Raw genomic sequence first — 23016 nt, 5'->3', positions numbered from 1 at the left:
CAGTTGCGCCGCCGAGCGGGCCTAAGCTGCGCGGCATGACCGAGTTCATCCCCTCCGAGCCACCGGTTCTCGACGATGTACCGGTCGCGGAGCTTCCGGGCGCCGATCTCCTCGCCGGGCGACCCTACGCACTGCCCGTCGACGTCCTCGCCGAGATCCACGGCCCGATCTTCTACGGCGACTGGACCGGCACGCGCAAGCTCTACGCCTGCTCGCTGGAGTTGGTCGAGGAACTCTGCGACGAGGGCAGATTCGCCAAGAACCTCACCGCGTCGCTCGCGCGGGTGCGCCCCCTGGCCGGCGACGGACTCTTCACCGCCTTCCACGGCGAACCCACCTGGCAGAAGGCCCACGACGTGCTCCTGCCCGGCTTCAGCTACGCCGGGCTGCGCGCTTACCACGACGCGATGCTCGACATCAACGATCAGCTGATCGCGCGCTGGGACGCCAGCACCGGCATACGGCCAGTGGACGTCTCGGCCGACCTGCAGAAGCTCGCGATGGACACCGTCGCACTGGCCGGTTTCGGTGCGCGATTCAACTCATTCGATTACCCCGGCCTGGCACCGGTCCCCCAGGCGTTCACCGACGCATTGCACGAAGCGGTCACCCACGGCGAGACCCCGACGCTCCGTGACGGACGTGCCCACCTGCACGCCGCTTTCGACGAGCTGATCGCCGACCACTCCGCCGGTGGTACCGGCGACCTGCTGTACGTGATGCTGGACGGGCACCTCGACGCCGACAACGTCCGCAACCAGATCATGACGTTCCTGATCGCCGGACAGTTGACGACATCAGAACTGATGCCGAACACCGTCTACAACCTGCTACACCATCCGGCAGTGCTCGCCAGGGTCCGCGCAGAGGTGGACGCCGTGCTCGGCAGCGATGACGACCACGTGCCGACCTTCGACGAGATCGGCAAGCTGACCTTCCTGCGGCAAGTGATCAGTGAGACGCTGCGCCTCTCGCCGCCCGTCCTCATGTTCGACCGTATGGCCCTGCACGACACCGTCCTCGACGGCCGCTACCCCGTCGCGCGCGGCGAGGCGGTCACCGTCCTCACAGGTGCGCTGCACCGGCAGCCGCAGTGGGGCGACAACCCCGAGGTGTTCGATCCGTCCCGGTTCGATCCCACTGTCGCAGAGGGTCGTTCGACCGCGCTGTTCAAGCCCTTCGGCACCGGCGAGCGATCCTGCATCGGCCGCCAATTCGCCCTGCACGAGGCAGCCCTGCTGGTCGCCCGTCTGGTGCACCGCTATCGCCTGATCGACTCCACTCACTACGAACTGAAGTGGGACGGGATGACCCGGCGGCCGGTCGGCTTCACCGTCGACCTGCTGCGCCGGTCGCCTGCCGAACGGGGCACCACGGCCGCGACGCCTACTGCGGGGCCCGCCGCGTCGTCCTCGGCTCTCCTACCGGTGAAGGCCGGGACGACGCTCGCGATCCTGCACGGATCCAATCTCGGCACGTGCCGGGCGCTGGCCAAGCAGCTCGCCGACGACGCGACCGACTTCGGCTGCACCGCGACCGTGGCACCACTGGACAGCGCGGCCGGTGCGCTGCCCGGCACCGACACCGTCGTGATCGTCGCGTCGTCCTACAACGGGCAGCCCACGGACGACGCGCGGCAGTTCGTCTCCTGGCTGCAGTCGGAAACCGCTGCGCTGCCGGATGACTCGCTGTTCGCCGTGCTCGGCGTGGGCGACCACAACTGGGCCGACACCTACCAGGCCATCCCGATCCTGATCGACGACCGGCTGACCGCCCTCGGCGGACAGCCCCTGGTGCCGCGAGCCTCGGCCGACACCTCCGGCGACCTGACGGCGACGGTCGAGCAGTTCGAGGGCGCACTGTGGGCCGCACTGGCCGAACGCTTCGGCGACCCCGACGCCACGCCGCTGACCGCCGCGGACGAACCGCTCTACGACCTCCGCGTCATCACCGGGTCGGTGACCACAGCACTCGACGAGCGGTTCGCGGTCCAGCCGATGACCGTCACCCTCAACGACGAGCTCGTCGACGTCCCAGGACAACAGAAACACTATGTCCGGGTGGCACTTCCGGAGGGGCTCGACTACTCGACCGGCGATCACCTCACGGTGCTGGCCGACAATCCGCCCGACGTCGTCGACACCGCCTTGGAAATGCTGTCCCTCGATCCGGAGTTGCGGCTGTCGGTCAACCCTCGCCGGTCCTCACGACGATCGATCGCGCTGGACCGCGAGGTGAGCCTCCGCGAGCTGCTGACCCACTTCGTCGAACTGCGCAAGCCGGCGACGAAGAGCCAGCTGCGTCGGTTGGCCGCGACCAACCCCTGCGACCCCGAACGCGCCGCGCTCGAGCAGCTCGCGGACTCCGACGAGCCCTGCTGGCTGAGCCCGGTGGAGATCCTGCATCGCTACCCGGCGTGTGCGCTGACCGGCGCGCAGCTGCTCGAACTCCTGGAGCCGATGACCCCGCGGCACTATTCGATCGCGTCGTCGTCGCAACTGTCGCCGCACGAGGTGGCATTGATCGTCAGCGTGCTGGACACCCCCGCCCGCTCGGGCAACGGACCCTTCAAGGGTGTGGCGTCGAACCACCTCGCGGCGATGGCCCCCGGATCGTGTGTGCGGGCACGAATCGACCCGGCACGCTTGGCTTTCCGAGCCGGGGCGGACCCGCAGCGCAATGTCATCCTCGTCAGCGCGGGCACCGGCGTCGCGCCGTTCTGCGGATTCCTGGGCGACCGGCTCGCCGCCAAACAGGCCGGGGAACCGTTCGCCCCGGCCCTGTGTTTCTTCGGGGTGCGCGACCCCGACGTCGACTACATCTTCCGGTCGCAATTCGAGGAAGCGGAGCGCGAGGGCATCGTGCGGATGCGGCCGGCGTTCTCACGAGCACCGGAACACGGTGTGCGTTACGTGCAGGACCGGATCGCCGCCGACGCCGACGACGTCTGGGAGCTGCTGGGCGATCCGGCGAAGAACACCCACGTCTTCATCTGCGGCGACGGCGCCCGGATGGCTCCGGCGGTGCGGACCGCGTTCCGCGACATCTACCGGTCACGCACCGGGGCCGACGACGCCGCCGCGGTGGCCTGGCTCGACGGCCTGGTGGCCTCGGATCACTACGTGGAGGACGTCTGGGCCGGCTGAGTTCCGGGCGGCTCGCGCTATTTCAGCTGCAGCCAGGATAGGGCCTGTTGATTCCAATCCCGACCCAACTCGTTGCCTTGAGCGTGGCGCCGGCTTTGGGTGACTGATTGCAGACGAGCCAGTTGGTCTGGTTGTAGACCACGTAATTGCCTTGGGCGTTGAAGTATTCGAGCTTGAGGCCGCTCCCGGCCGTGGCGTCGGCGAACGTGGCTTCAGCCTCCGCGAGCTTCATGCCCGCCATGTCCGGCATCTCCCACGTCGTTCCGTCGTCGGCGGGTTGCGCCGCTGCGGCCGGGGATCCGACCAGCGCCGCCACCGTCAGAAGCGTCGCCCCGAGTGTCAGGACCCGTGCTGTCATCTGTAGACCCCCTTTGCTGCCGAGGATCCCCAAAATAACTGATCCGACAGACTCAGGAGACGTATTTCGCCATGTCAAAGGCCCCCGGCTCAGTCGTCTCCACGCGGCCGGCCCGTTGGTGCCGTGTGGGAGTCGACGTCGCCGAGGGCCGGTGACGGTCCTCAAACGCTGCCCATCAGTTCCAGGGCATCGCCAGCTTGACGATCTTGCGGACCACGGTCGCGAACTGGTGCGGCAGCGGGCCGCTGTTGTAGGGCACGCCGTAGCGCTCGCAGATGTCACGCACCTTCGGCGCGATCTCCGCGTGGCGGAACGCCGGGATGTCCGGGAACAGATGGTGCTCGATCTGGAAGCTCAGGTTGCCGCTGAGGATGTGGAACAGCTTGCCGCCGGTCAGGTTCGCTGAACCCAGCACCTGCCGGAAGTACCACTGGCCACGGGTCTCGGCCTTGGTCTCCTCGATCGAGAACTCCTGCACGTCCTCGGGGAAGTGACCACAGAAGATGATCATGTAGGCCCACACGTTGCGCATCAGGTTGGCCGTCATGTTGCCCGCGAACACCCAGGGCGCGAACGGACCGGCCAGCAGCGGGAACGCCACGTAGTCCTTCAGGGTCTGTTGCTTGGTCTTGCGCCAGATGCCTTCGAGGATCTCGCGCTTGTCGCGCAACGTGATCTCACGCGACGCGATCTTCTCGCTCTCGAGCTCGTGCAGAGCGACACCGTACTGGAACAGCACCATCAGCAGGAACGCCCACAACGGGTTACCCAGGAAGTACGGCTTCCACTTCTGGTCGGAGCTCATCCGCAGGATGCCGTAGCCCACGTCGCGGTCCATGCCCACGATGTTGGTGTAGGTGTGGTGCATGTAGTTGTGCGAGTGGCGCCACTGGTCGGCCGGGCAGGCGGTGTCCCACTCGAAATTGCGCGACGAGATCGCCGGATCGCCCATCCAGTCGTACTGGCCGTGCATGACGTTGTGGCCGATCTCCATGTTGTCGATGATCTTCGACAGACCCAGCATCGCCGTGCCAGCCAGCCAGAACGGTGGGATGATGCCACCGAAAAGCATTGCGCGTCCGCCGATTTCGAGTCCGCGCTGCGCTTTGATCATGCGACGGATGTAGGTGGCGTCACGCTCGCCGAGGTCGGCGATCACGCTTTCCTTCAGCGCGTCGAGTTCCCGGCCGAAGGCCTCGGCCTGCTCGGGAGTCATCGTGATCGTGCGGCCGCCGACGGTCTTCGACAGGGTCTTGGGCTGGGGCGCGGCGGTCTCGGTCGTATCCGAAGTCTGTGTGGTGTCCAAAGTCTGTGTGGTGCCCAAAGTCTCGGTCATGTCTGTTCCTTTCGCGGAGACTGACGTACTCGGTCGGGTGTTGTGGTCTTGGCGAATCCGGTTGTCTTACAGAGCGATGTCGACGTCGCCCAGCGGGGCGGTGACGCAGATCTGCACGTCTTCCTCTTCCGCCGAGGACACCGCACCGCTGATGACATTGCGCACCACGCCGCTGTTCTTGCGGCGTGTGCAGGAGAAGCAAATGCCCATGCGGCACCCGCTCTCCGGGGTCAGGCCCGCGTCCTCGGCCTGGTTCAGCAGCGGGCGACCATCGTCGGTCAGCTCGAGCCCGCTCTCGCTGAACGTGACCTGCCCCCCGGAGGCTTCACCGTCGAACACCGGCGGTATGAAGCTCTCGTGGGCAGCATCGGGGAACATCTCCCGCACCGCGTCGACCAGAGCCGGCGGACCGCAGACGAAGACCGCCTGCGGATCGGCGAAAGGCAGGTGCTGGGCGCCGAACCGCCCCGAGAGGTCCGACCCCTCGGCGTCACGGGTGAAACCGTGCCGCACCGACACGTTCGGCATCGTGGCGGCGATCTCGGCGAGTTCGTCGCGGTAGCACGCCTCCTGAGCGGACCGCGCGTAGTGGACGAACGCGACCTGTCCGCGGTGTCCCTGCGCGCGCAGTGTGCGCAGCATCGACATCACGGGGGTGATACCACTGCCGCCGGAGACGAACAGCATCCGGTCAGGCAGCGTCTGCGGCAGGGTGAACTCGCCGCCGACGGAGTCGAGGTGAACGACCATGCCGGGGTGGGCGTGTTCGTAGAGATAGTTCGACACCAGCCCGCCGTCGTGGCGGCCGACCGTCAGCTCGATGTGGCGGTCGTTCTCGGCGCCTGCCGGCGAGTACGGACGCGTGCGACGGCGACCGTCGATCTCGACCGACAAGTTGATGTGCTGACCCGCCCGGAATCCGGTGAAGGCGCGATTGGGAGCCAGGGTCAGCGTCACGCTGCGGGGGGTGGTGCGGTGCACCGCGACGACCCGCGCTCGGGCGTCGCCGCGCGTCCAGGTCGGATCGACCAGCTCGGTGTAGCGATCGACACCGTGCGGTCCGGTCAGGAGGTCCAGCAGCCTCGACCGCCGTGTCCGCGTGGTCAAAGTTTGAGTGAACATGTGTATACCGTGCGCGCACCGCACCCCCCACGTCAAGAGATCGGTGCAGCGTGTGGTATGTTTCACAACCAGTGAACAGTCGTACGCCCAGGTCACACTCGGAGCGTTCCGGCAGGTCGAGTAGGTCTCGGTCGGGAGCGGGCCGAGAGACGCAATCCCGGGAGGAACGCAAGGAAGCGACCCGCCGGGCGATCGTCGACGCCGCTCTGCACCTCCTCTCCGAACGAAGTTTCAGTGCGCTGAGCCTGCGTGAGGTGACCCGCGAGGCAGGCATCGTGCCCGCGGCCTTCTACCGGCATTTCGAGTCGATGGATGCGCTCGGCCTGGTGCTGATCGACGAGTCTTTCCGCACGTTGCGCGACATGCTGCGCGGCGGACGCGCCGGCAAGCTCGACCCGAACAGGGTCATCGAATCCTCGGTGGACATCCTCATCGAGGGCGTACAGGCCCGCCGCGAACACTGGATGTTCATCGGACGAGAACGCTCCAGCGGGGTCACCGTGCTGCGTTACGCCATCCGCTCCGAGATCCGTTTGATCACCTCCGAGCTGGCCATCGACTTGGCCCGCTTCCCCGGGCTGAACACCTGGAGCGTGGAGGACCTCAACATCCTGGCCAGCGTGTTCGTGAACTCGATGATCTCGATCGCCGAAGCCCTCGAAGACACCACCGATCCCGTCGCGGTGGCCGAGATACGCCGGATCGCGATCAAACAGCTGCGGATGATCACCATCGGAGTGTCGGAGTGGCGCAGCAGTTAGCGTGACGCCATGGCGTCCGTTCTGGAAGTGACCCGACCCAGGCCCGAGATCACCGTGCTGACCCTCAATCGGCCTGACTCCCTCAACTCTCTGTCCTACGAGTTGGTCGAGGCGCTCCACGCGGCGCTGGACGCCATCGCCACCGACAACGCCTGTCGGGTCGTGGTGTTGACCGGCGCGGGCCGCGGCTTCTGTTCCGGACTGGACCTGCGCACCTCAGATCCCGCGCAGACCGGTGGCGGCCTCGAGTTCCCCCGCTCGGGAATGCGGTGGCAGGAGCGCATCGCCGATCTGACCGCCAAGATCCACCGGTTGCGCCAGCCTGTGATCGCCGCCGTCAACGGCGTCGCGTACGGGGGCGGACTGGGCATCGCAGCCTCGTGCGACCTGCGCGTCGCCGCCCCCACCGCACGGTTCTGCACGCAGTTCATCAAACTGGGCCTGGGTGGCTGCGACATCGGCGTGAGCTACACGCTGCCCCGCATCGTGGGCGCCGGGCACGCGTTCGACCTCATCCTCACCGCCCGCGTCGTCGACGCCGATGAGGCACTGCGCCTCGGCCTGGCCTCCCGGCTGGCCGACGACGCCCTCGCCGAGGCCCTGTCCATCGCCGAAACACTCTGCGGCTACGGCAAATTCGGCGTGGAGTCGACCAAGCAGGTGCTCTGGGCGAATCTCGACACCGGCAGCCTCGAGGCCGCACTGCATCTGGAGAACCGCAGCCAGATACTCTCCACCACCAGCGGCGAGATGCGCGAAGCAGCTGCGAAAATCCTGCGCAAGTCCTAGCGAGGCGTCCCGCCGCCGTCGACCATGATGACCTGACCCGTCATGTAGCTGCCCGCATCAGAGGTCAACAGCAGTGCGGCGCCGACCATTTCGTCAGCAGTCGCCAGACGGCGCATCAACGTGCCGCGAATCATTCCGTCGACTGCCTCCTGAGAGTTCTTGCGCATCATGTCGGTGTCGACAGGCCCGGGCGCCAATGCGTTGACACGGATCCCGTCGTGCGCCAGCTCCGCTGCCATCGACCGCGTGAACGACATCAGCGCGGCCTTCATCGACGCGTAGATCGCGAGCATCGGCGCGAAGATGAACGCCCCCACCGACACCATGTTCAGAACCGCGGCGTGCTCGCTGGCCTTCAGATGCGGAAGCGCGGCCTGCACGAGGAACACCGGCCCCCGCAGATTGACCTCGAAGGACTTCGTCAGCCCGTCGGCGGTCATCTGGCCGAGCGGTTGAGCCAGCGCGTTGGCCGCGTTGTTCACCACGACGTCCACGCCGCCGAATTCGGCGACAGTCCGCTCGACGAGTGCGCCCAGATCGTCCACCTCACCGAGATGGGTTGGGACACCGATCGCCTCACCCCCGAGGGCCCGCAGGTGCGCGGCGGCCTGCTCACAGGCCTCGGCCTTGCGGCTGGCCACGACCACGCGCGCACCGGCGAGCACGTAACCCTGCGCCAGCGCCAGTCCGATGCCGCGGGTACCGCCGGTGACGATGACGGTCCTCTCGGACATGTCGAAGAGCCGATCGAAAGTCGGTCGGTCCATCACACGCACCCGCTGACGGTGACCCGGCGACCGACATCTGCGCAGACGCTGACGTTCGGCGTCCACGCCACCGGGGGCGGCGGGGGCGGTGGCGGCGGTGGAGGCGGCGGCGGCGCACCCGGTGGTGGGGGCGGTGGCGGTGTCGCCACGAGCCAGCTGATGCGCACGCGCGCTCCTTCCTGTCCGCTGACGCGACGCGGATCAGCGTCGATTGTGGCAGTCGTCACTGGGTGCCGCGGGCGAAGTGTACTCAACAGGGTGCGCGCCACTGGCGACCACATTTGCCAGGATTGTCCCTCCGCGTCGCGCAGTGCGACATCGATACAGGAAACGGGCGCCGCCGCGACGCTCGCGCCCCGGCAGCCCGTCGTAGCGGCCACGCCACACTGCTGAGCAAATCTGACATTGAGTAGGTTTCAGGCCAGAACACCACGTCGAGGCAATTTTATCGATTTCAAGGATTCACTCAGCGAACTCATTGACGATGTCGTACATTTCCTTTGTGCGAACGCGAGGGCGCACAGTGGGCGTTCAGATCGCAGCCGCGGATCGCAGTTCGAGGGGAGTTGCGATCTGGGCGCACACTAGCTCTTGGTCAGGGTGCGCGCGCTGGTGAAGCGACGCAGTCGGCCCGTGACCGGATCGTCGAACGCAAGACTGTGAGCCAGCAGGCGCAGCGGCGTCGAGAAATCGTCGGGCGCCACGTCGACGATCTCCGGATACAGCGGATCCCCGGTGATGGGCACGCCCAGCGACGCCATGTGGACCCGCAGCTGGTGGGTGCGGCCCGTGCGGGGAGTCAGCCGATACAGCGATCCGTCCCGCTCGATGCGCGTCTCGGCGTTCGGCTCACCGGGCTCTTCCACCGCCTGCAGGAAGCCGCGCCGCTTGACGATGCGGCTACGCACGGTGACCGGCCACTCGATGTCCGCCTCGGGCGCGTGCGCCAGGTACGTCTTGTCGACCTCACCTCGGGCGAACAGCGTCTGATAGGCGCCACGAACCTCGCGGCGTGTGGTGAACACCAGCACGCCGGCAGTGAGGCGATCCAGTCGGTGTGCCGGAGTCAGCTCCGGGAGGGCGAGCTCTCGGCGCAGCCGGACCACCGCGGTCTGCGCGACGTGTCCGCCCCGAGGCATCGTCGCGAGGAAATGCGGCTTGTCGGCGACGACGATGTTGTCATCGCGATAGAGGACGGGGATCTCGAACGGAACGGGGACTTCGTCAGGCAGTTCCCGATAGAAGTACACATGGGCGCCCCGCGGCAAGGCTGTCGTCTCCGTGACGACGGTACCGTCGGCGCACACCACTTCTCCGGCAAGCACTTTCGCCGCAGCATCGACACCAAACCGGTCGGTCAACTCGTCGAGCACCACACCGCCCCGCAACCGCAGCCGCGCCGGCCCGAGCCCGTCGCGCACGGGAAGCGGTGCGGGCCGCCTCAATTCAGTGGGACCGGCTCGAGAATCTCCGCGCGCGCCTCTGGCGCCGCGGCCCGTAGCGCGTCGGCCGACTCGTCGTCGGGCTGGGTCTGCGACTGCACCTCGGCCTCCACGCGGGCCCGGTACGTCTCCACCTCTCGATCGACGTCGCCAGGCGACCAATTGAGAACCGGCGCAACGATTTCTGCCACCTCGCGGGCGCAATCCACCCCGCGATGCGGATACTCGATCGAAATCCGCATACGACGGGCGAGAATGTCCTCCAGATGCAGGGCTCCCTCCGCCGCGGCGGCGTAGGCGGCCTCCACCTTCAGGTACACCGGTGCGTCGGTGATCGGCTCGAGCAACTCGGGCCTGTCCTCGGCCATCGACAACACCTCGTCGATCAGTGAACCGTACCTGTCGAGCAGATGCCGAACCCGATACGGATGCAGGCCGTAACGCTTTCCGACACTTTGTGTTTGGTTGACCAGAGCGAAGTAGCCGTCGGCGCCCATCAACGGCACCTTCTCGGTGATGGACTTCGCCACCCGGGTCGGCACGAACTCGGCCGCCGCATCGATCGCGTCCTCGGCCATCACCCGGTAGGTGGTGTACTTGCCGCCGGCGATCGCCACCAGACCCGGCGAGGGCACCGCAACCGCGTGTTCACGCGACAGTTTCGAGGTCTCTTCGCTCTCCCCGGCCAGCAGCGGCCGCAATCCGGCGTACACGCCGTCGATGTCGTCGTGAGTCAGCGGCGTGGCGAGCACCGTGTTGACGTGGCCGAGGATGTAGTCGATGTCGGCTTTGGTGGCCGCCGGGTGCGCCAGGTCGAGGTTCCAGTCGGTGTCCGTGGTGCCGATGATCCAGTGCGTGCCCCACGGGATCACGAACAGCACCGACTTCTCGGTACGCAGGATGATCGCGACCTCACTGACAACGCGATCACGCGGGACGACGATGTGCACACCCTTGGAGGCGCGCACCCGAAATCGGCCGCGCTGCTTGGACAATGCCTGGATCTCGTCGGTCCACACCCCGGTCGCGTTGACCACGACGTGCGCGCGGACGTCGGTGACCGAACCGTCCTCGGAATCACGCACCCGCACGCCGGTCACCCGATCTCCCTCCCGGCGCAACGCGACCACCTGCGTCGACGTCCGCACCACTGCCCCGTAATGCGCGGCGGTGCGCGCCACCATCATGGTGTGCCGGGCGTCGTCGACGACGGTGTCGTAGTAGCGGATTCCGCCGATCAGCGCGCTGCGCTTGAGTCCAGGAGACAACCGCAGCGCCCCGGCGCGGGTCAGATGCTTCTGCGCGGGAACGGATTTCGCCCCACCCAGGCTGTCGTACAGAAAGATCCCCGCTGCGACATAAGGCCGCTCCCACACCCGATTGGTGAGCGGGAACAGAAACGGCAGCGGCTTCACCAGATGCGGCGCGAGCGTCGTCAGCGACAACTCGCGCTCGTGCAGCGCCTCGCGCACCAGACCGAACTCCAGTTGCTCGAGGTAGCGCAGGCCGCCGTGGAACATCTTGCTGCTCCGACTGGACGTGCCCGAGGCGAAATCGCGGGCCTCCACCAGTGCCACTCTCAACCCGCGGGTCGCCGCGTCGAGCGCAGCGCCCGCGCCGACGACTCCCCCGCCGATCACCACGACGTCGAACTGCTCACTGCCGAGCTGTTGCCACGCTCGGGAACGCTGATCAGGGCCGAGGTCGTCCGCGTCCTGGTTGCTCACGTGCACCTTCCTTGTTACCGGTCAGTACGGGATCCAGGGTACGTGGGATCAGTCCAGATCGTCGTGTGCCATCAATCGCCGCGCCGCCTCCACGATCGAACCCGACAGCGAGGGATACACCGACAGCGTCTGTGCCAGATCGGTCACCGAGATGCGGTTCTGCACGGCGAGCGCGATCGGCAGGATCAGCTCCGAGGCGATCGGCGCGACCACCACCCCACCGATGACCACACCCGTGGCGGGCCGGCAGAAGATCTTCACGAAACCGTGTCTGAGCAGCGACATCTTCGCGCGGGCATTGGTGCTCAACGGCAGAGTCAAAGTGCGGGCCGGCACACTGCCGTCGTCGATCGCTGACTGCGGGATACCGACCGCGGCGATCTCGGGACGGGTGAATGTCGCCGAAGCGACCGTGCGCAGCCGGATCGGGGACACCCCTTCGCCGAGTGCGTGGTACATCGCGATGCGGCCCTGCATCGCCGCGACCGAGGCCAGCGGCAGCAGCCCCGTGCAGTCACCTGCCGCGTAGACCCCCGGCGCCGGCGTGCGCGAGACCCGGTCGACGGGAATGTAGCCACCCGGCTTGAGCTCGACACCGATGCGGTCCAGACCCAGACCTGCGGTGTTGGGCACCGAACCGACCGTCATCAACGCATGGCTGCCCTCGACGACGCGGCCGTCGGCGATCGCGACACGGACCCCCTTGTCGGTGCGGGTCACCGAGTCCGCGCGGGCGTTCTTGACCAGCGTCACTCCGCGTTCGTTGAACACCTCTTCCAGCACCGCCGCCGCGTCAGAGTCCTCGTGGGGCAGGATCTGGTCGCGGCTCGCGACGACCGTCACCGTGACGCCGAGCTCGGTGTAGGCGTTGCAGAACTCCGCGCCGGTCACCCCCGAGCCCACGATGACGAGGTGCTCCGGCAGCTCCTCGAGGTCGTAGACCTGGCGCCAGGTCAGGATTCGGTCGCCGTCGGGAACCGCGTTGGGCAGCACCCGAGGGCTCGCGCCGGTGGCGATCAGGACGATGTCGGCCTTGAGCACGCCGATCTTGCCGTCAGGTGTGGTCACCTTCACGCGGTGATGAGCCATGCCGGCGATGTCGTCGACGAGCTCGCCGCGCCCACCGATGATCGTCACACCCTGGTTGAGCAGCTGGCTACCGATGTCGGCTGACTGCGAGGACGCCAGCGTCTTCACCCGGTTGTTGATGTCGTGCAGCGAGATGGTTGCATCGTCGATGCTGAGGTCGAAGCCCAGCCCCTGCGCGCGGCGCAGCTCGGTGCGCACGCCCGTCGACGCGATCAACGTCTTCGACGGCACGCAGTCATAGAGCACGCACCCGCCACCGATGCCGTCGGAGTCGACGATTGTCACCTGGGCGACGTCGCGCCCCCGGCCCGCCGCGACCAATGCCGCCTCATAGCCCGCCGGTCCACCGCCGATGATCACGATCCGCGTTACCACGCCACCAACCTATTCCACACAGATACGTTTAAGCTTCTCGCGTGCCGCTCTACGCCGCCTACGGGTCGAACATGCATCCCGAGCAGATGCTGCAGCGGGCTCCTCATTCCCCGATGGCGGGTACCGGCTGGCTGCACGGGTGGCGACTGACCTTCGGCGGCGAGGACATCGGGTGGGAAGGCGCCTTGGCGACGATCGTCGAGGACCCCGACTCCAAGGTCTTCGTCGTGCTCTACGACGTGACCAAGGAGGACGAGGAGAACCTCGACCGCTGGGAGGGTTCGGAGCTCGGCATTCACAAGAAGATCCGCTGTCGGGTGGAGCGGACGTCGTCGGACACCAACACCGATCCCGCGCTGGCGTGGCTGTACGTGGTCGACGCCTGGGAGGGCGGCATTCCGTCGGCACGCTATCTCGGCGTGATGGCCGAGGCGGCCGAAATCGCCGGCGCGCCATCCGAATACGTCTACGATCTGCGCACGCGGCCGTCGAGCAACATCGGCCCCGGCCCCGGGGTGTAGCTCTTCTTCGGCGAGCGCGCACGTTTGTACATCGACGCGCCGTATTTTCTGACTCTCTGTGCGCGCTCACGCCGCACGAGCGCGCGTCAACTGCCGATCGATCCGCGCCACCATCTCCAACGCCCGATAGCGGACGTCATCGAACACGATCGGCACCACAGTCCAGTCGACGTCCGCCAACGCATTCAAGCGCTTCCGGTCCTCGGCCATCGCCTCCGGCCCCGAGTGCCACGCGAGACCGTCATACTCCGCTGCGACCTGCCGATCGGGCCACGCGAAGTCCAGCCGCCGCAGATTACCGTTGCCGTCGAGGATTTCGTACTGCAGCTCCGGCACCGGCAGACCGCCGTCGAGCATCGCCAGCCGCGCCTCACTCTCCATCGGCGACTCAGCCCGCGGGTCGGCGAGCGCCAGTAGATCTCGCACCGCCACGATGCCGCGGCGCCCCTTCTGCTCGGTGGCCGCGCGCCACAGATCGGCACGGTTGCAGGTGCCGCTGCGGAGCGCGGCATCAAGCGTGGCCAGCGCCCGCGGGCGCCGCAGACTGCGCGCGACCTCGACGGCCGTCCAGGCCGGTGCCGTCGCACGACGGTCGTCGACTCTCACCAGCGGTGCGCCGTCGCGGCGATGCACCACCAACCCGTCGGCATCGCGCAGCCCGCACTGTGGGTCGAGCACGTGGAGTTCGGCCGGCTGCTCGGTGTCGAAGCCGAACATCGCGGCCGCGGTGGCGAGGCAGACGGCCACGGGACGCCCGCACGACAGATCGAGACCACGCAGCCGGAGTAGATCAGTGGGCTCACCGCGGCAATAGATGCCTTGCCAGATGCGTTCCAAGACACCGCTGTTGGTGAGCGCCTCGAAACGACGGCGGGTCAGGTACCGGAGGATCTGTGCGCTGGTGGCCACGCCACCCTGGGCGTCGAACAGCGCGATGAGGTGCTCGTCCATGCGGCCATGCTGGGTGCAGGGGCACGCGGCGGGCCAGGGCTCGCGCGCTGCCTGGGGATGGACTGACAGTTACGCACAGCTCGCGGGACGCGAGCGCGCGCCCGGTGCCAGCAATGGCGGCGTGTCGATGTGCAAACTCGCGCGCTCGCCGAAATCAGGCGCTGTTGGCGATGATGTTGGTCAGCAGCCGCACTCCGACACCGAGTGCGCGCTCGTCGAGGTCGAACGTCGGTTGGTGCAGATCCAGCTGCGGGCCCTGACCGCTCCACACACCGAGCCGCGCCATCGCCCCCGGCACCTCCTCCAGATACCAGGAGAAGTCCTCCCCGCCACCGGATTGCCGGGTGTCGGCAAGCACATCGGGCCCGATCGCCTCGATGGCGTGGGTGAGGATGCGCGTGGACACCTCGTCGTTCACCACCGGCGGCACGCCACGCCGGTAGTTCACCACATGCTCGATGCCCAGCGGCGCCAGCAGGGCCGAAATGGTCTCGGTGACAATCTCTTCCATGCCGACCCAGGTCTCGCGGCTGGCGGTCCGGATGGTCCCGGCCAGCGTGCCGGTCTGCGGGATGGCGTTGGCCGCCACACCCGCATTGACCGCCCCCCACACCATCACCGTGTTGTTGCGCGGATCGATGCGACGAGACAGCACTCCCGGCAAACCGGTGATCAGCGTGCCGATGCCGTAGACCAGATCGCCGGTCAGATGCGGACGCGACGTGTGCCCACCCGGCGAGTGCAGCACGACTTCGAGCTGATCGGCCGCCGAGGTGATGGGGCCCGGCTTGACCGCGACCCTGCCCACCTCCAGATGCGGATCACAGTGCAGGGCATAGATTCTCGAGACCCCCGTCAGCGCGCCCGCGGCGATCGCGTCGATCGCGCCACCGGGCATCAGCTCCTCGGCCGCCTGGAAGATCAACCGCACCCCGACCGGCAGCTCCGGCGCCGATGCCATGGCCAACGCCGCGCCCAGCAGCACCACCGTGTGCGCGTCGTGGCCGCACGCGTGCGCGACACCGGGCACCGTCGAGGCATACGGTGCCTCTGTGCGCTCTGCCATCGGCAGCGCGTCCATGTCTGCTCGCAACGCCACCCGCGGGCCGTCATCGGGACCGAAGTCGCACGTCAACCCCGTGCCGCCGGGGAGCACCTTCGGGTTGAGGCCGGCATCGGCCAGGATCGACGCGACGAACTGCGTCGTCGCGAACTCCTGGCGACCCAGCTCCGGGTTCATGTGCAGGTGCCGCCGCCAGGCGACCAGATCGTCGTAACGGGCCGACAGGAAACGCGCCGCGGCGTGCGCCAACACGCTCATGCGACCCGCCGATGGTGTAGGTCCAGCACCCGGTCGCGCTCCCCGGCGTCGGAGGCGAGCGCGACGACCGTGCGCGCCAACATGATCGCGCCCTCGACGACAGCGGTGTCGGCACTCTCCCCCACCGCCGCCGCAGCGAACTCCGGCTGGTGGATCGACGCGCCACCGGCATCGATACCCACGATCGGATGGATGCCCGGCATCACCTGCGTGACGTTGCCCATATCCGTACTTCCCAACGGCACTGACGCCTCGACCTCCTCGGGAACCGGCGCGCGCCCCACCCGGAGCATCTCCGCGCGAATCATCGACGACAGCCAGCGATCCGGCGCCAGTTCGGCATAGCCGGGTGCCGGCTCGTGCACCTCGTGCTCGCATCCGGTGGCCACCGCACCGGCCGCGAAGCAGCCGGCCATGCGAGTTTCCAACGCGCGCAACGACTCCGAGTTCGTCGCCCGCATCGTGTACGCCATCTCGGCGCGGGCCGGGATGACGTTGGAGGCCTGGCCGCCATCGGTGACGATGCCGTGGCACATCTGCCCCGGCGCCAGCTGCTGACGCAGCAACCCGACCGCGACCTGGGCGACGGTCACTGCGTCCGCGGCGTTGATGCCGAGATACGGCGCGACCGCAGCGTGCGACTCTCGACCGGTGTAGCGCACGATGACCTCCGAGAGCGCCAACGAGCGCGCCGCGGCGATGTCCAGCGGTCCAGGGTGCAGCATCACCGTCGCGGCGATGTCATCGAACGCCCCAGCATCCAGCATCAGCACCTTGCCGCCCCCGGATTCCTCGGCGGGTGTGCCCAGCAACACGACCGTCAACCCGAGATCGTCGGCCACCTCGGCCAGGGCCAGCGCCGTCCCGACCGCCGACGCGGCGATGATGTTGTGCCCGCAGGCGTGCCCGATGCCGGGCAGCGCGTCGTACTCGGCGCAGATCCCCACCACGAGCTCGCCGCTGCCGTAGACCGCTCGAAAGGCAGTGTCGAGCCCCGCGACCCCCGTCGTCAGCTCGAAACCGCGCTCGACGACCAGGGCCTGGGTCTTGGCGCAGCTGCGATGCTCGGCAAACGCCAGCTCGGGTTCGGCGTGAATCTGATGTGAGAGCTCCACCAGGTCCGGCCGGCGGCTGCTGATCACGTCGGCGACGGACGTGGCGGCGGCGGTGGGCATGCGGGCAAGTATCTCACTGCGACGACACCCGCACTAAGCTGCCGGTCGTGGAGGACGCCGGGGCAGTCGCGCAGCAAGCCGCCCGTGCTCTGGCCCATCGCACCGGGGTCGAACACCACGACGTCGCCGTCGTCCTCGGGTCCGGGTGGGCACCGGCCGCCGAACAGCTCGGCGAACCCACGGCCGTCGTTCCGATGGCCGACCTCCCCGGCTTCACCCCGCCCACCGCGCAGGGCCACGGCGGCCAGGTCTTCTCGCTGCAGGTCGGTGCGCAACGGGTGCTGGTGCTGCTCGGCCGCATCCACGCCTACGAGGGCCACGACCTGCGGCACGTCGTCCATCCCGTGCGCACCGCCTGCGCCGCGGGTGCCCAGACCGTCATCCTGACCAACGCGGCCGGCGGTCTGCGCCCGGAGTACGGCGTCGGCCAACCGGTGCTGATCAGCGACCACCTCAACCTGACCGCGCGGTCTCCCCTGGTCGGTGCCCAGTTCGTCGATCTGGTCGACGCTTATGCGCCCCACCTGCGGGAGTTGGCACGCGAGATAGATCCGACGCTGGCCGAGGGCGTCTATGCAGGCCTGCCGGGGCCGCACTACGAGACGCCCGCCGAGATCCGGATGCTGCGCACGCTGGGCGCCGATCTGGTGGGGATGTCGACGGTGCACGAGACCATCGCCGCGCGCGCTGCCGGCGCCGCGGTGCTCGGGCTGTCGTTGGTGACGAACCTGGCCGCCGGTATGACCGGGCAACCGCTGAGTCACGACGAGGTGCTCGAGGCCGGCCGTCAGTCGGCGACGCGGATGGGTTCTCTGCTCTCGGCCGTGATCTCCCGGCTCTGATCCCGGCCGAGGCGCCGACTCGCCCACACCACGCCGCGGGCCATCAGCGGGGCCGCGAACAGCATCAGCAAGATCCGCACCACCTGGGCAGCAATCACGAACGTCACGTTCGACCCGGTCTCGACCGCCGTCGCCAGCACCGCGTACACGCCGCCCGGGCTCGTCGCGAGGTAGCCCTCCAGGGGGGTCAACCCGGTGAGATGGGACAGCAGCACCCCCAACCCGGCGGTCGCCACGCCGATCGCGACGATCAACGCGATCGCCGCCGGAAGCAGTCGGCCGACGGCGCGCAGCGACGACCGGGTGAACGCCAGCCCGGCCTGCCAGCCGATGAGCATGTAGCCGGCCTGGACCAGGAGCATGGGCACCGACAGGCCGAACGAGAACCCGCTGACCTCGAGGCCCACCGTCAGGGCCAGCGGTCCGAGCAGACCGGCGCCGGGCAACCGGATGAGCCGCCCGACGGTCGCCCCGACGAGCACCAGCACGACGAGCATCGCGAGGCTGAGGTACCAGGGGGCCTGGCCCGCGGGGGCGAGCGCGGCCGAGTCGGCGCGGGACTTGTCGGCGTGGTAGATCAGCGTGACGACGACGGGCATCGACGCGGTGACGATCCCGACACGCAGATACTGCACGACGGCAACGACGCGGTCGTCACCGCCGAGTTCACGGGCGATGGCGACGAGCCCGGATGCGCCGCCGGCGACGAGAGCGAGCGAGCCGGTCAGCGGGGTCACATCGCGGCGCAATCCCAGCAGCGCTCCGGCGATGACGCTGAGAACCAGCGTGCCCGCGCCGACGGCGAGGACGATCGGCCAGTGCCCGCCGAGGGTGCCGAGCGAATCCTGCTGCACCATCGTGCCGATGTAGACACCGAGCACCCCCTGGGCGGCGACCCCGGGCTTGCGGGGCACGCCGGCCGGGCCGGCCGACGTCAGCGCGAGCACGATTCCGACGACCAGCGCGGCGAACAGCGCCGCCGAAGGTACCCCCACGAACGTGAGTGGAACGGTGACCGCCGCCGTCGCCGCCAACAGCACCGTCCACCTGAGCATCTGTTTCCACCATGTCATCGTGATGCCAAGTATGCTCTTACCAATCCAAGATCTCAACGCAAGGTTTCACCTCGTGACTGTGATTTGTTTCCAAGGTATAACTTGGTAATGGGTATCGAAGCGTCGGCAGCGACCGAGCTGCGGGAATCGATGATGGCTGTGACGCGGCAGCTTCGCCGGCACCGGCCGGACAACGGTCTGACGCTGAGCCAGATGCAACTGCTCGGCGAGGTCAGCCGCGCCGGAGTGACCACCCCGGCCGAGCTGGGTGTGCGCCTCGGGGTGAAGGTGCAGTCGCTCACCGATTCGCTCAACGAGCTCGAGACCCGGGGGTTGATCGCGCGACGGCCTGACGCAGCCGACCGGCGCCGCCAGCTCGTCGAGATCACCCCCGACGGCACCGTCCTGCTCGATGCCGACCGCGCCGAGCGCGACGCGTGGCTGCACACCACGATGCGCGAACGCCTCTCCACCCTCGAGTTCGACCTGCTCATGCTCGTCGCCCCCATCCTGCGCAAACTCGCCGACGCCGAGGCGGGCACACTGACGTGAGTGACGTCCGATCTGAACGCCGCCGTCAGGCAGTGGCTGGCCCACGATCCCGATCCGAACGCCGCCGCTGAACTGTCGGCGTGCAGCTCCGAGGAGTTGGCCGAGCGCTTCGCCGGCACCCTGACGTTCGGCACCGCGGGGCTGCGCGGGCCGATGCGCGCCGGCTCCAACGGGATGAACCTCGCCGTCGTGCTGCGCGCGACGTGGGCCCTGGGCACCGTCCTGACGCGCCGCGGCCACGGCGGCGGACAGGTGATAGTCGGGTACGACGCCCGGCACCGGTCCGCCGATTTCGCGCGTGGCGTCGCTGAAGTTCTTGCTGCGCAGGGATTCTCGGTGACGTTGATGTTCGCTGCGGTGCCGACTCCTGCGGTGGCGTTTACGGTGCGCCACACCGGTGCGGCGGCGGGGGTGCAGATCACCGCGTCCCACAACCCGGCCTCCGACAACGGCTACAAGGTCTTCTTCGCCGGCGGTCTTCAGATCGCCTCCCCCGTCGACGCCGAGATCGAAAACGACCTCGCCGCCGCCCCGCCGGCTGACGAGATCCCCCGCCACCCGGTCACCCCGTCCGGCACCGAGTACGTCCGGCGGTACCTGGAGCGCGCGGCGAGCGTGCGGCGAGCGGGCGGATCGGTACGCGTCGCGCTGACACCGATGCACGGTGTCGGCGGCGAGTACGCACTCGATGCGCTTGCGCTGGCAGGCTTTTCCGACGTCGCCGTGGTCGACGCGCAGTTCGCGCCCGACCCGGACTTCCCCACCGTCTCCTTCCCCAACCCCGAGGAACCGGGGGCGACCGACGCGCTGATGACGCTGGCCGCCGACGTCGACGCCGACATCGCCGTTGCTCTCGACCCCGACGCCGACAGGTGCGCGATCGGGGTGCCCACACCGGGCGGGTGGCGGATGCTTTCAGGTGACGAAACCGGTTGGCTGCTGGGCGATTACCTGCTCTCGCATGCCTCGGCGTCAGACGTGGTGGTCGCCAGCACCGTGGTGTCGTCACGCATGCTGGCACGCATCGCCGCCGGTCACGGCGCGCGCCACGTGGAGACGCTGACGGGATTCAAGTGGCTGGCCCGCGCTGACGAGGGGCTCGACGCGACGCTGCTCTACGCCTACGAGGAAGCGATCGGGCACTGCGTGGATCCGGTCGCGGTGCGGGACAAGGACGGGATCAGCGCCGCGGTGCTGGCCTGCGACCTGGTGGCAGTGCTGCGGGCGCGCGGGCGGACGGTGACCGACGCCCTCGACGAGCTGGCGCGCCGCCACGGCGTGCACAGCACCACAGCCATCACCCGCCGCGTCGAATCACCCTCTGCGGCAGCTGAATTGATGTCTGCCCTGCGCGCGAAAGCACCACGGCGGTTGGCGTCCTATCCCGTCGAGACCACTGACCTCGCGCCGCGCACCGACGCGCTGGTGTGGACCGGCGGTGACGCGTCGACGTCGGTTCGCGTGGTGATCCGCCCGTCTGGCACCGAGCCGAAGCTCAAGTGCTACCTCGAAGTTCGCTGTGACGGCGATCTCGAGGGGGCACGAGCACGGGCCGCGCAGGTGCAGGACACCCTCACCGAGGACGTCCGGGCACTGACTCAGCGCGGACCGAACTGACGGTCGCCGGCATCGCCCAGACCCGGCACGATGTAGGCGACATCGTTGAGGCCCGCGTCGATGCTGGCGGTGAACAGCTTCACCTGTGGCGCCGCCTTCTCAAGTGCGGCAACGCCTTCCGGCGCACACACCACGCACAGAGCGGTGATGTCGACAGCGTCCCTGGCGAACAGCAGCTCGAGGGTGTGCACCATCGAGCCGCCGGTCGCGAGCATCGGGTCCAGCACGATGACAGGGCGCGCACTCAGATCCGCGGGCAACGATTCCAGATACGGCGTGGGCTGATGCGTCTCCTCGTCGCGGGCCATGCCGACGAAGCCGACCTGAGCCTCCGGGATCAGCGCATGCGCCTGATCCACCATGCCCAGGCCGGCGCGTAGCACCGGCACCAGCAGCGGCGGATTGGCCAGGCGCGCACCGGACGTCTCGGCCATCGGAGTACGCACCGGGATGGTCTCGACCGGCGACTCGCGGGTCGCCTCGTAGACGAGCATCAACGTCAGGTCCCGCAGCGCGGCGCGAAACGCCGCGTTGTCGGTGCGCTCGTCGCGCAGGGTGGTCAGCCGCGCCGCGGCCAGCGGGTGGTCGACAACGCGCACATCCATGGAATTGGACCTTAATGGGAACCGGGTGACGTTTCCCGGCGTCTAACTGTCTGTGTTCGCCCGTTTGTCCGTAGACGCCCTGTCCGTCGACACCGAAGCCGTCCGCACCTACGGCCGCGCAGCAGACGCGCATGCCGACGCACTGCACGCCGCTGCCGCGCACCTCACCGGTGCGGCCGACGGCGCCGCTGCCTACGGGCCGGTCGGGGCGCGGTTTCTCGCCTCACTGGCCCGGGCCGCCGGGGACGACGCCGCCGCGCTCGCCTCCCTCGGCGCATCGCTGGCGGGCGCCCGGGTGGCCGCGGACTCTTCGGCGCTGAGCTACGACACCACCGAGGCGGACGCCGCGTCCCGGATCGCGCTCTGGTGACCAGCGCCCTGGTCAGCGCACTCGCCGCCCCGCTGCGGCGTGTGCAGGCGCTGGTCGGTCCGGGCTGGTCGGGAGATCAAGCCGGCGATCCCGCGGCGGTGCTGACCGGGGTCCGAGACACCCTGACCGACGTGGCCGATGCCGCCTCGCAGGCGTGGCGCGAGGCCGACGCGGACTGGTCGGGTTCCGGCGCGGACGCGGCGGCGGAATTCGCGGCGACGACGACCGCGGCGATCGACGGTGCGGCGGAGCGGGCCGGTCGGCTGGGCTCGGTGGCACGCGACGCCGCCGGGTCCGTCGCATCTGCACACCGGCGGCTGCAGGACATCGTCGACGAGTTCGAGGCGAAGGCCGCGGCACTCGAGCCGAGATTGGACGAGCCCGGCGTGGCCAAGCAGTTGCTCACCGAGGCACGCGACGCGCTGAGCCGCGCGATCGCCGTGGTCGAGGAGCTGCTCGCCGAACTCGACCGGCATGCCGCGGCGATCGAGACGCGGCCCGCACCCACCCACGCGGCGGGGTGGCCGGGCACCGGCACGGGCGGGGGCGGACTCCCCGCGGGTGGGACAGCCGGGCTTCCCGGGGGAGGTCTGTCCGGCGGCGAGCCGATGGCCCAACCAGCGGCTTTCACAGCGGCAGAGGCGCCGATCGACACCCCCGACGCGGCGACCTTCGGCGAGGGTGTGGCGGTGCGATTGCCCGATGGGACGGTGGTGATGGCACCCAACGCCGTCGCCGCCGATGCCGTCCGCCACGCGTTGACCCAGCTCGGTGTCCCCTACCAGTGGGGCGGCACCACGCCGGGCCAGGGCCTGGACTGTAGCGGCCTGACCCAGTGGGCGTATCGCGAAGCGGGCCTGGACATCCCGCGGTTGGCCCAGGAGCAGGACATCGGCCGCGCGGTGGCGCCGGGCGCGCTGATGCCCGGGGACCTCGCGGTGTGGGACGGCCACGTCGCGATGATCGTCGGGGACGGCACCATGATCGAGGCGGGTGATCCTGTGAAGCTCTCGCCGATCAGGACGGCGAACGCCGGCCAAGGCTTCCAGGGGTTCTGGCGGCCCACCGCCTAGAGGCCTCGTTAGGCTGTGCCGC

The 23016-nt window shown here is 68.6% G+C and carries 22 protein-coding genes; 9 read left to right on the top strand and 13 right to left on the bottom strand.

The features are described 5' to 3' along the window. Window positions 1–35: 35 nt before the first annotated feature. Entirely contained in the window at window positions 36–3146 is a 3111-nt protein-coding gene (locus ACZYYX_RS10640) for a bifunctional cytochrome P450/NADPH--P450 reductase (RefSeq protein WP_463814357.1), read from the top strand. A gap of 22 nt (window positions 3147–3168) precedes the next feature. Here the strand turns inward: ACZYYX_RS10640 and ACZYYX_RS10635 are convergent, their stop codons facing one another. From ACZYYX_RS10635 to ACZYYX_RS10625, 3 genes are all read right to left on the bottom strand, one after another. Then, on the bottom strand, window positions 3169–3504 hold the full coding sequence (locus ACZYYX_RS10635) for a PASTA domain-containing protein (RefSeq protein ID WP_463814356.1): 336 nt from the start codon (window positions 3502–3504) through the stop codon (window positions 3169–3171). A gap of 175 nt (window positions 3505–3679) precedes the next feature. Further along, the gene (locus tag ACZYYX_RS10630) at window positions 3680–4840 is read right to left on the bottom strand and encodes a fatty acid desaturase family protein (RefSeq protein WP_463814355.1); all 1161 of its coding nucleotides are present in this window, start codon (window positions 4838–4840) and stop codon (window positions 3680–3682) included. 66 nt (window positions 4841–4906) lie between these two features. Further along, the gene (locus ACZYYX_RS10625; protein WP_463814354.1) at window positions 4907–5962 is read right to left on the bottom strand and encodes a ferredoxin reductase; all 1056 of its coding nucleotides are present in this window, start codon (window positions 5960–5962) and stop codon (window positions 4907–4909) included. Window positions 5963–6033: 71 nt separating this feature from the next. On the opposite strand from ACZYYX_RS10625, the gene ACZYYX_RS10620 reads away from it, so the two are divergent. Both ACZYYX_RS10620 and ACZYYX_RS10615 read left to right on the top strand, forming a co-directional pair. Continuing rightward, window positions 6034–6723: a TetR family transcriptional regulator gene (locus tag ACZYYX_RS10620; RefSeq protein WP_463814353.1), complete on the top strand. Its 690-nt coding sequence runs from the start codon at window positions 6034–6036 to the stop codon at window positions 6721–6723. Window positions 6724–6732: 9 nt separating this feature from the next. Further along, window positions 6733–7512 (top strand): enoyl-CoA hydratase/isomerase family protein, encoded by a 780-nt coding sequence (locus ACZYYX_RS10615; protein WP_463814352.1) that lies wholly within the window; start codon window positions 6733–6735, stop codon window positions 7510–7512. Here ACZYYX_RS10615 and ACZYYX_RS10610 read toward each other — a convergent pair. The 5 genes from ACZYYX_RS10610 to ACZYYX_RS10590 form a co-directional block, all read right to left on the bottom strand. Next, window positions 7509–8279 (bottom strand): SDR family NAD(P)-dependent oxidoreductase, encoded by a 771-nt coding sequence (locus ACZYYX_RS10610; RefSeq protein ID WP_463814351.1) that lies wholly within the window; start codon window positions 8277–8279, stop codon window positions 7509–7511. The genes ACZYYX_RS10615 and ACZYYX_RS10610 overlap by 4 nt on opposite strands. After that, entirely contained in the window at window positions 8279–8446 is a 168-nt protein-coding gene (locus ACZYYX_RS10605; RefSeq protein ID WP_463814897.1) for a hypothetical protein, read from the bottom strand. The genes ACZYYX_RS10610 and ACZYYX_RS10605 overlap by 1 nt, the downstream gene beginning before the upstream one ends. 417 nt (window positions 8447–8863) lie before the next feature. Further along, complete coding sequence (locus tag ACZYYX_RS10600; protein ID WP_463814350.1) at window positions 8864–9724, bottom strand: pseudouridine synthase; 861 nt, start codon at window positions 9722–9724, stop codon at window positions 8864–8866. After that, window positions 9721–11448: a glycerol-3-phosphate dehydrogenase gene (glpD, locus tag ACZYYX_RS10595; protein WP_463814349.1), complete on the bottom strand. Its 1728-nt coding sequence runs from the start codon at window positions 11446–11448 to the stop codon at window positions 9721–9723. Before glpD ends, ACZYYX_RS10600 begins: the two co-directional genes overlap by 4 nt. A 48-nt stretch (window positions 11449–11496) precedes the next feature. Further along, window positions 11497–12912, bottom strand: coding sequence for an NAD(P)H-quinone dehydrogenase (locus ACZYYX_RS10590; protein WP_463814348.1), 1416 nt, complete (start codon window positions 12910–12912; stop codon window positions 11497–11499). A 41-nt stretch (window positions 12913–12953) separates the two neighbouring features. Between ACZYYX_RS10590 and ACZYYX_RS10585 the strand changes: the two genes are divergently transcribed. Next, complete coding sequence (locus ACZYYX_RS10585; protein ID WP_463814347.1) at window positions 12954–13433, top strand: gamma-glutamylcyclotransferase; 480 nt, start codon at window positions 12954–12956, stop codon at window positions 13431–13433. Window positions 13434–13499: 66 nt separating this feature from the next. Here ACZYYX_RS10585 and ACZYYX_RS10580 read toward each other — a convergent pair whose 3' ends face one another. The 3 genes from ACZYYX_RS10580 to ACZYYX_RS10570 all read right to left on the bottom strand — a co-directional run bounded on the left by ACZYYX_RS10580 (window position 13500) and on the right by ACZYYX_RS10570 (window position 16880). Beyond that, entirely contained in the window at window positions 13500–14384 is an 885-nt protein-coding gene (locus ACZYYX_RS10580; protein WP_463814346.1) for a hypothetical protein, read from the bottom strand. A 154-nt stretch (window positions 14385–14538) separates the two neighbouring features. Beyond that, entirely contained in the window at window positions 14539–15705 is a 1167-nt protein-coding gene (locus tag ACZYYX_RS10575) for an amidohydrolase (protein WP_463814345.1), read from the bottom strand. Continuing rightward, on the bottom strand, window positions 15702–16880 hold the full coding sequence (locus tag ACZYYX_RS10570; RefSeq protein ID WP_463814344.1) for a M20 family metallopeptidase: 1179 nt from the start codon (window positions 16878–16880) through the stop codon (window positions 15702–15704). Before ACZYYX_RS10570 ends, ACZYYX_RS10575 begins: the two co-directional genes overlap by 4 nt. Before the next feature lie 47 nt (window positions 16881–16927). On the opposite strand from ACZYYX_RS10570, the gene ACZYYX_RS10565 reads away from it, so the two are divergent. Then, entirely contained in the window at window positions 16928–17722 is a 795-nt protein-coding gene (locus tag ACZYYX_RS10565; RefSeq protein ID WP_463814342.1) for a purine-nucleoside phosphorylase, read from the top strand. Here ACZYYX_RS10565 and ACZYYX_RS10560 read toward each other — a convergent pair. Continuing rightward, window positions 17668–18777 carry an AbrB family transcriptional regulator gene (locus ACZYYX_RS10560; RefSeq protein WP_463814340.1) on the bottom strand — a complete coding sequence of 370 codons (1110 nt, stop codon included), beginning with the start codon at window positions 18775–18777 and terminating at the stop codon, window positions 17668–17670. The genes ACZYYX_RS10565 and ACZYYX_RS10560 overlap by 55 nt on opposite strands. A gap of 108 nt (window positions 18778–18885) precedes the next feature. Between ACZYYX_RS10560 and ACZYYX_RS10555 the strand changes: the two genes are divergently transcribed. Further along, window positions 18886–19329, top strand: coding sequence for a MarR family winged helix-turn-helix transcriptional regulator (locus ACZYYX_RS10555; protein WP_463814339.1), 444 nt, complete (start codon window positions 18886–18888; stop codon window positions 19327–19329). After that, a complete protein-coding gene (locus ACZYYX_RS10550; protein WP_463814338.1) occupies window positions 19330–20946 on the top strand; it encodes a phospho-sugar mutase in 1617 nt (538 codons plus the stop codon). It abuts the gene before it with no gap. Here the strand turns inward: ACZYYX_RS10550 and upp are convergent. Then, the gene (gene upp, locus ACZYYX_RS10545) at window positions 20928–21551 is read right to left on the bottom strand and encodes a uracil phosphoribosyltransferase (protein ID WP_463814337.1); all 624 of its coding nucleotides are present in this window, start codon (window positions 21549–21551) and stop codon (window positions 20928–20930) included. The genes ACZYYX_RS10550 and upp overlap by 19 nt on opposite strands. A 64-nt stretch (window positions 21552–21615) precedes the next feature. On the opposite strand from upp, the gene ACZYYX_RS10540 reads away from it, so the two are divergent. Continuing rightward, window positions 21616–21921 (top strand): type VII secretion target, encoded by a 306-nt coding sequence (locus ACZYYX_RS10540; protein ID WP_463814336.1) that lies wholly within the window; start codon window positions 21616–21618, stop codon window positions 21919–21921. Then, a complete protein-coding gene (locus tag ACZYYX_RS10535; RefSeq protein WP_463814335.1) occupies window positions 21918–22994 on the top strand; it encodes a C40 family peptidase in 1077 nt (358 codons plus the stop codon). Before ACZYYX_RS10540 ends, ACZYYX_RS10535 begins: the two co-directional genes overlap by 4 nt. Window positions 22995–23016: the final 22 nt, after the last annotated feature.

Source organism: Mycobacterium sp. IDUB_1 (genome assembly GCF_055419625.1).
The sequence above is the reverse complement of the archived record's forward strand: the minus strand, read 5'-3'. Positions and strand labels throughout refer to the sequence as shown.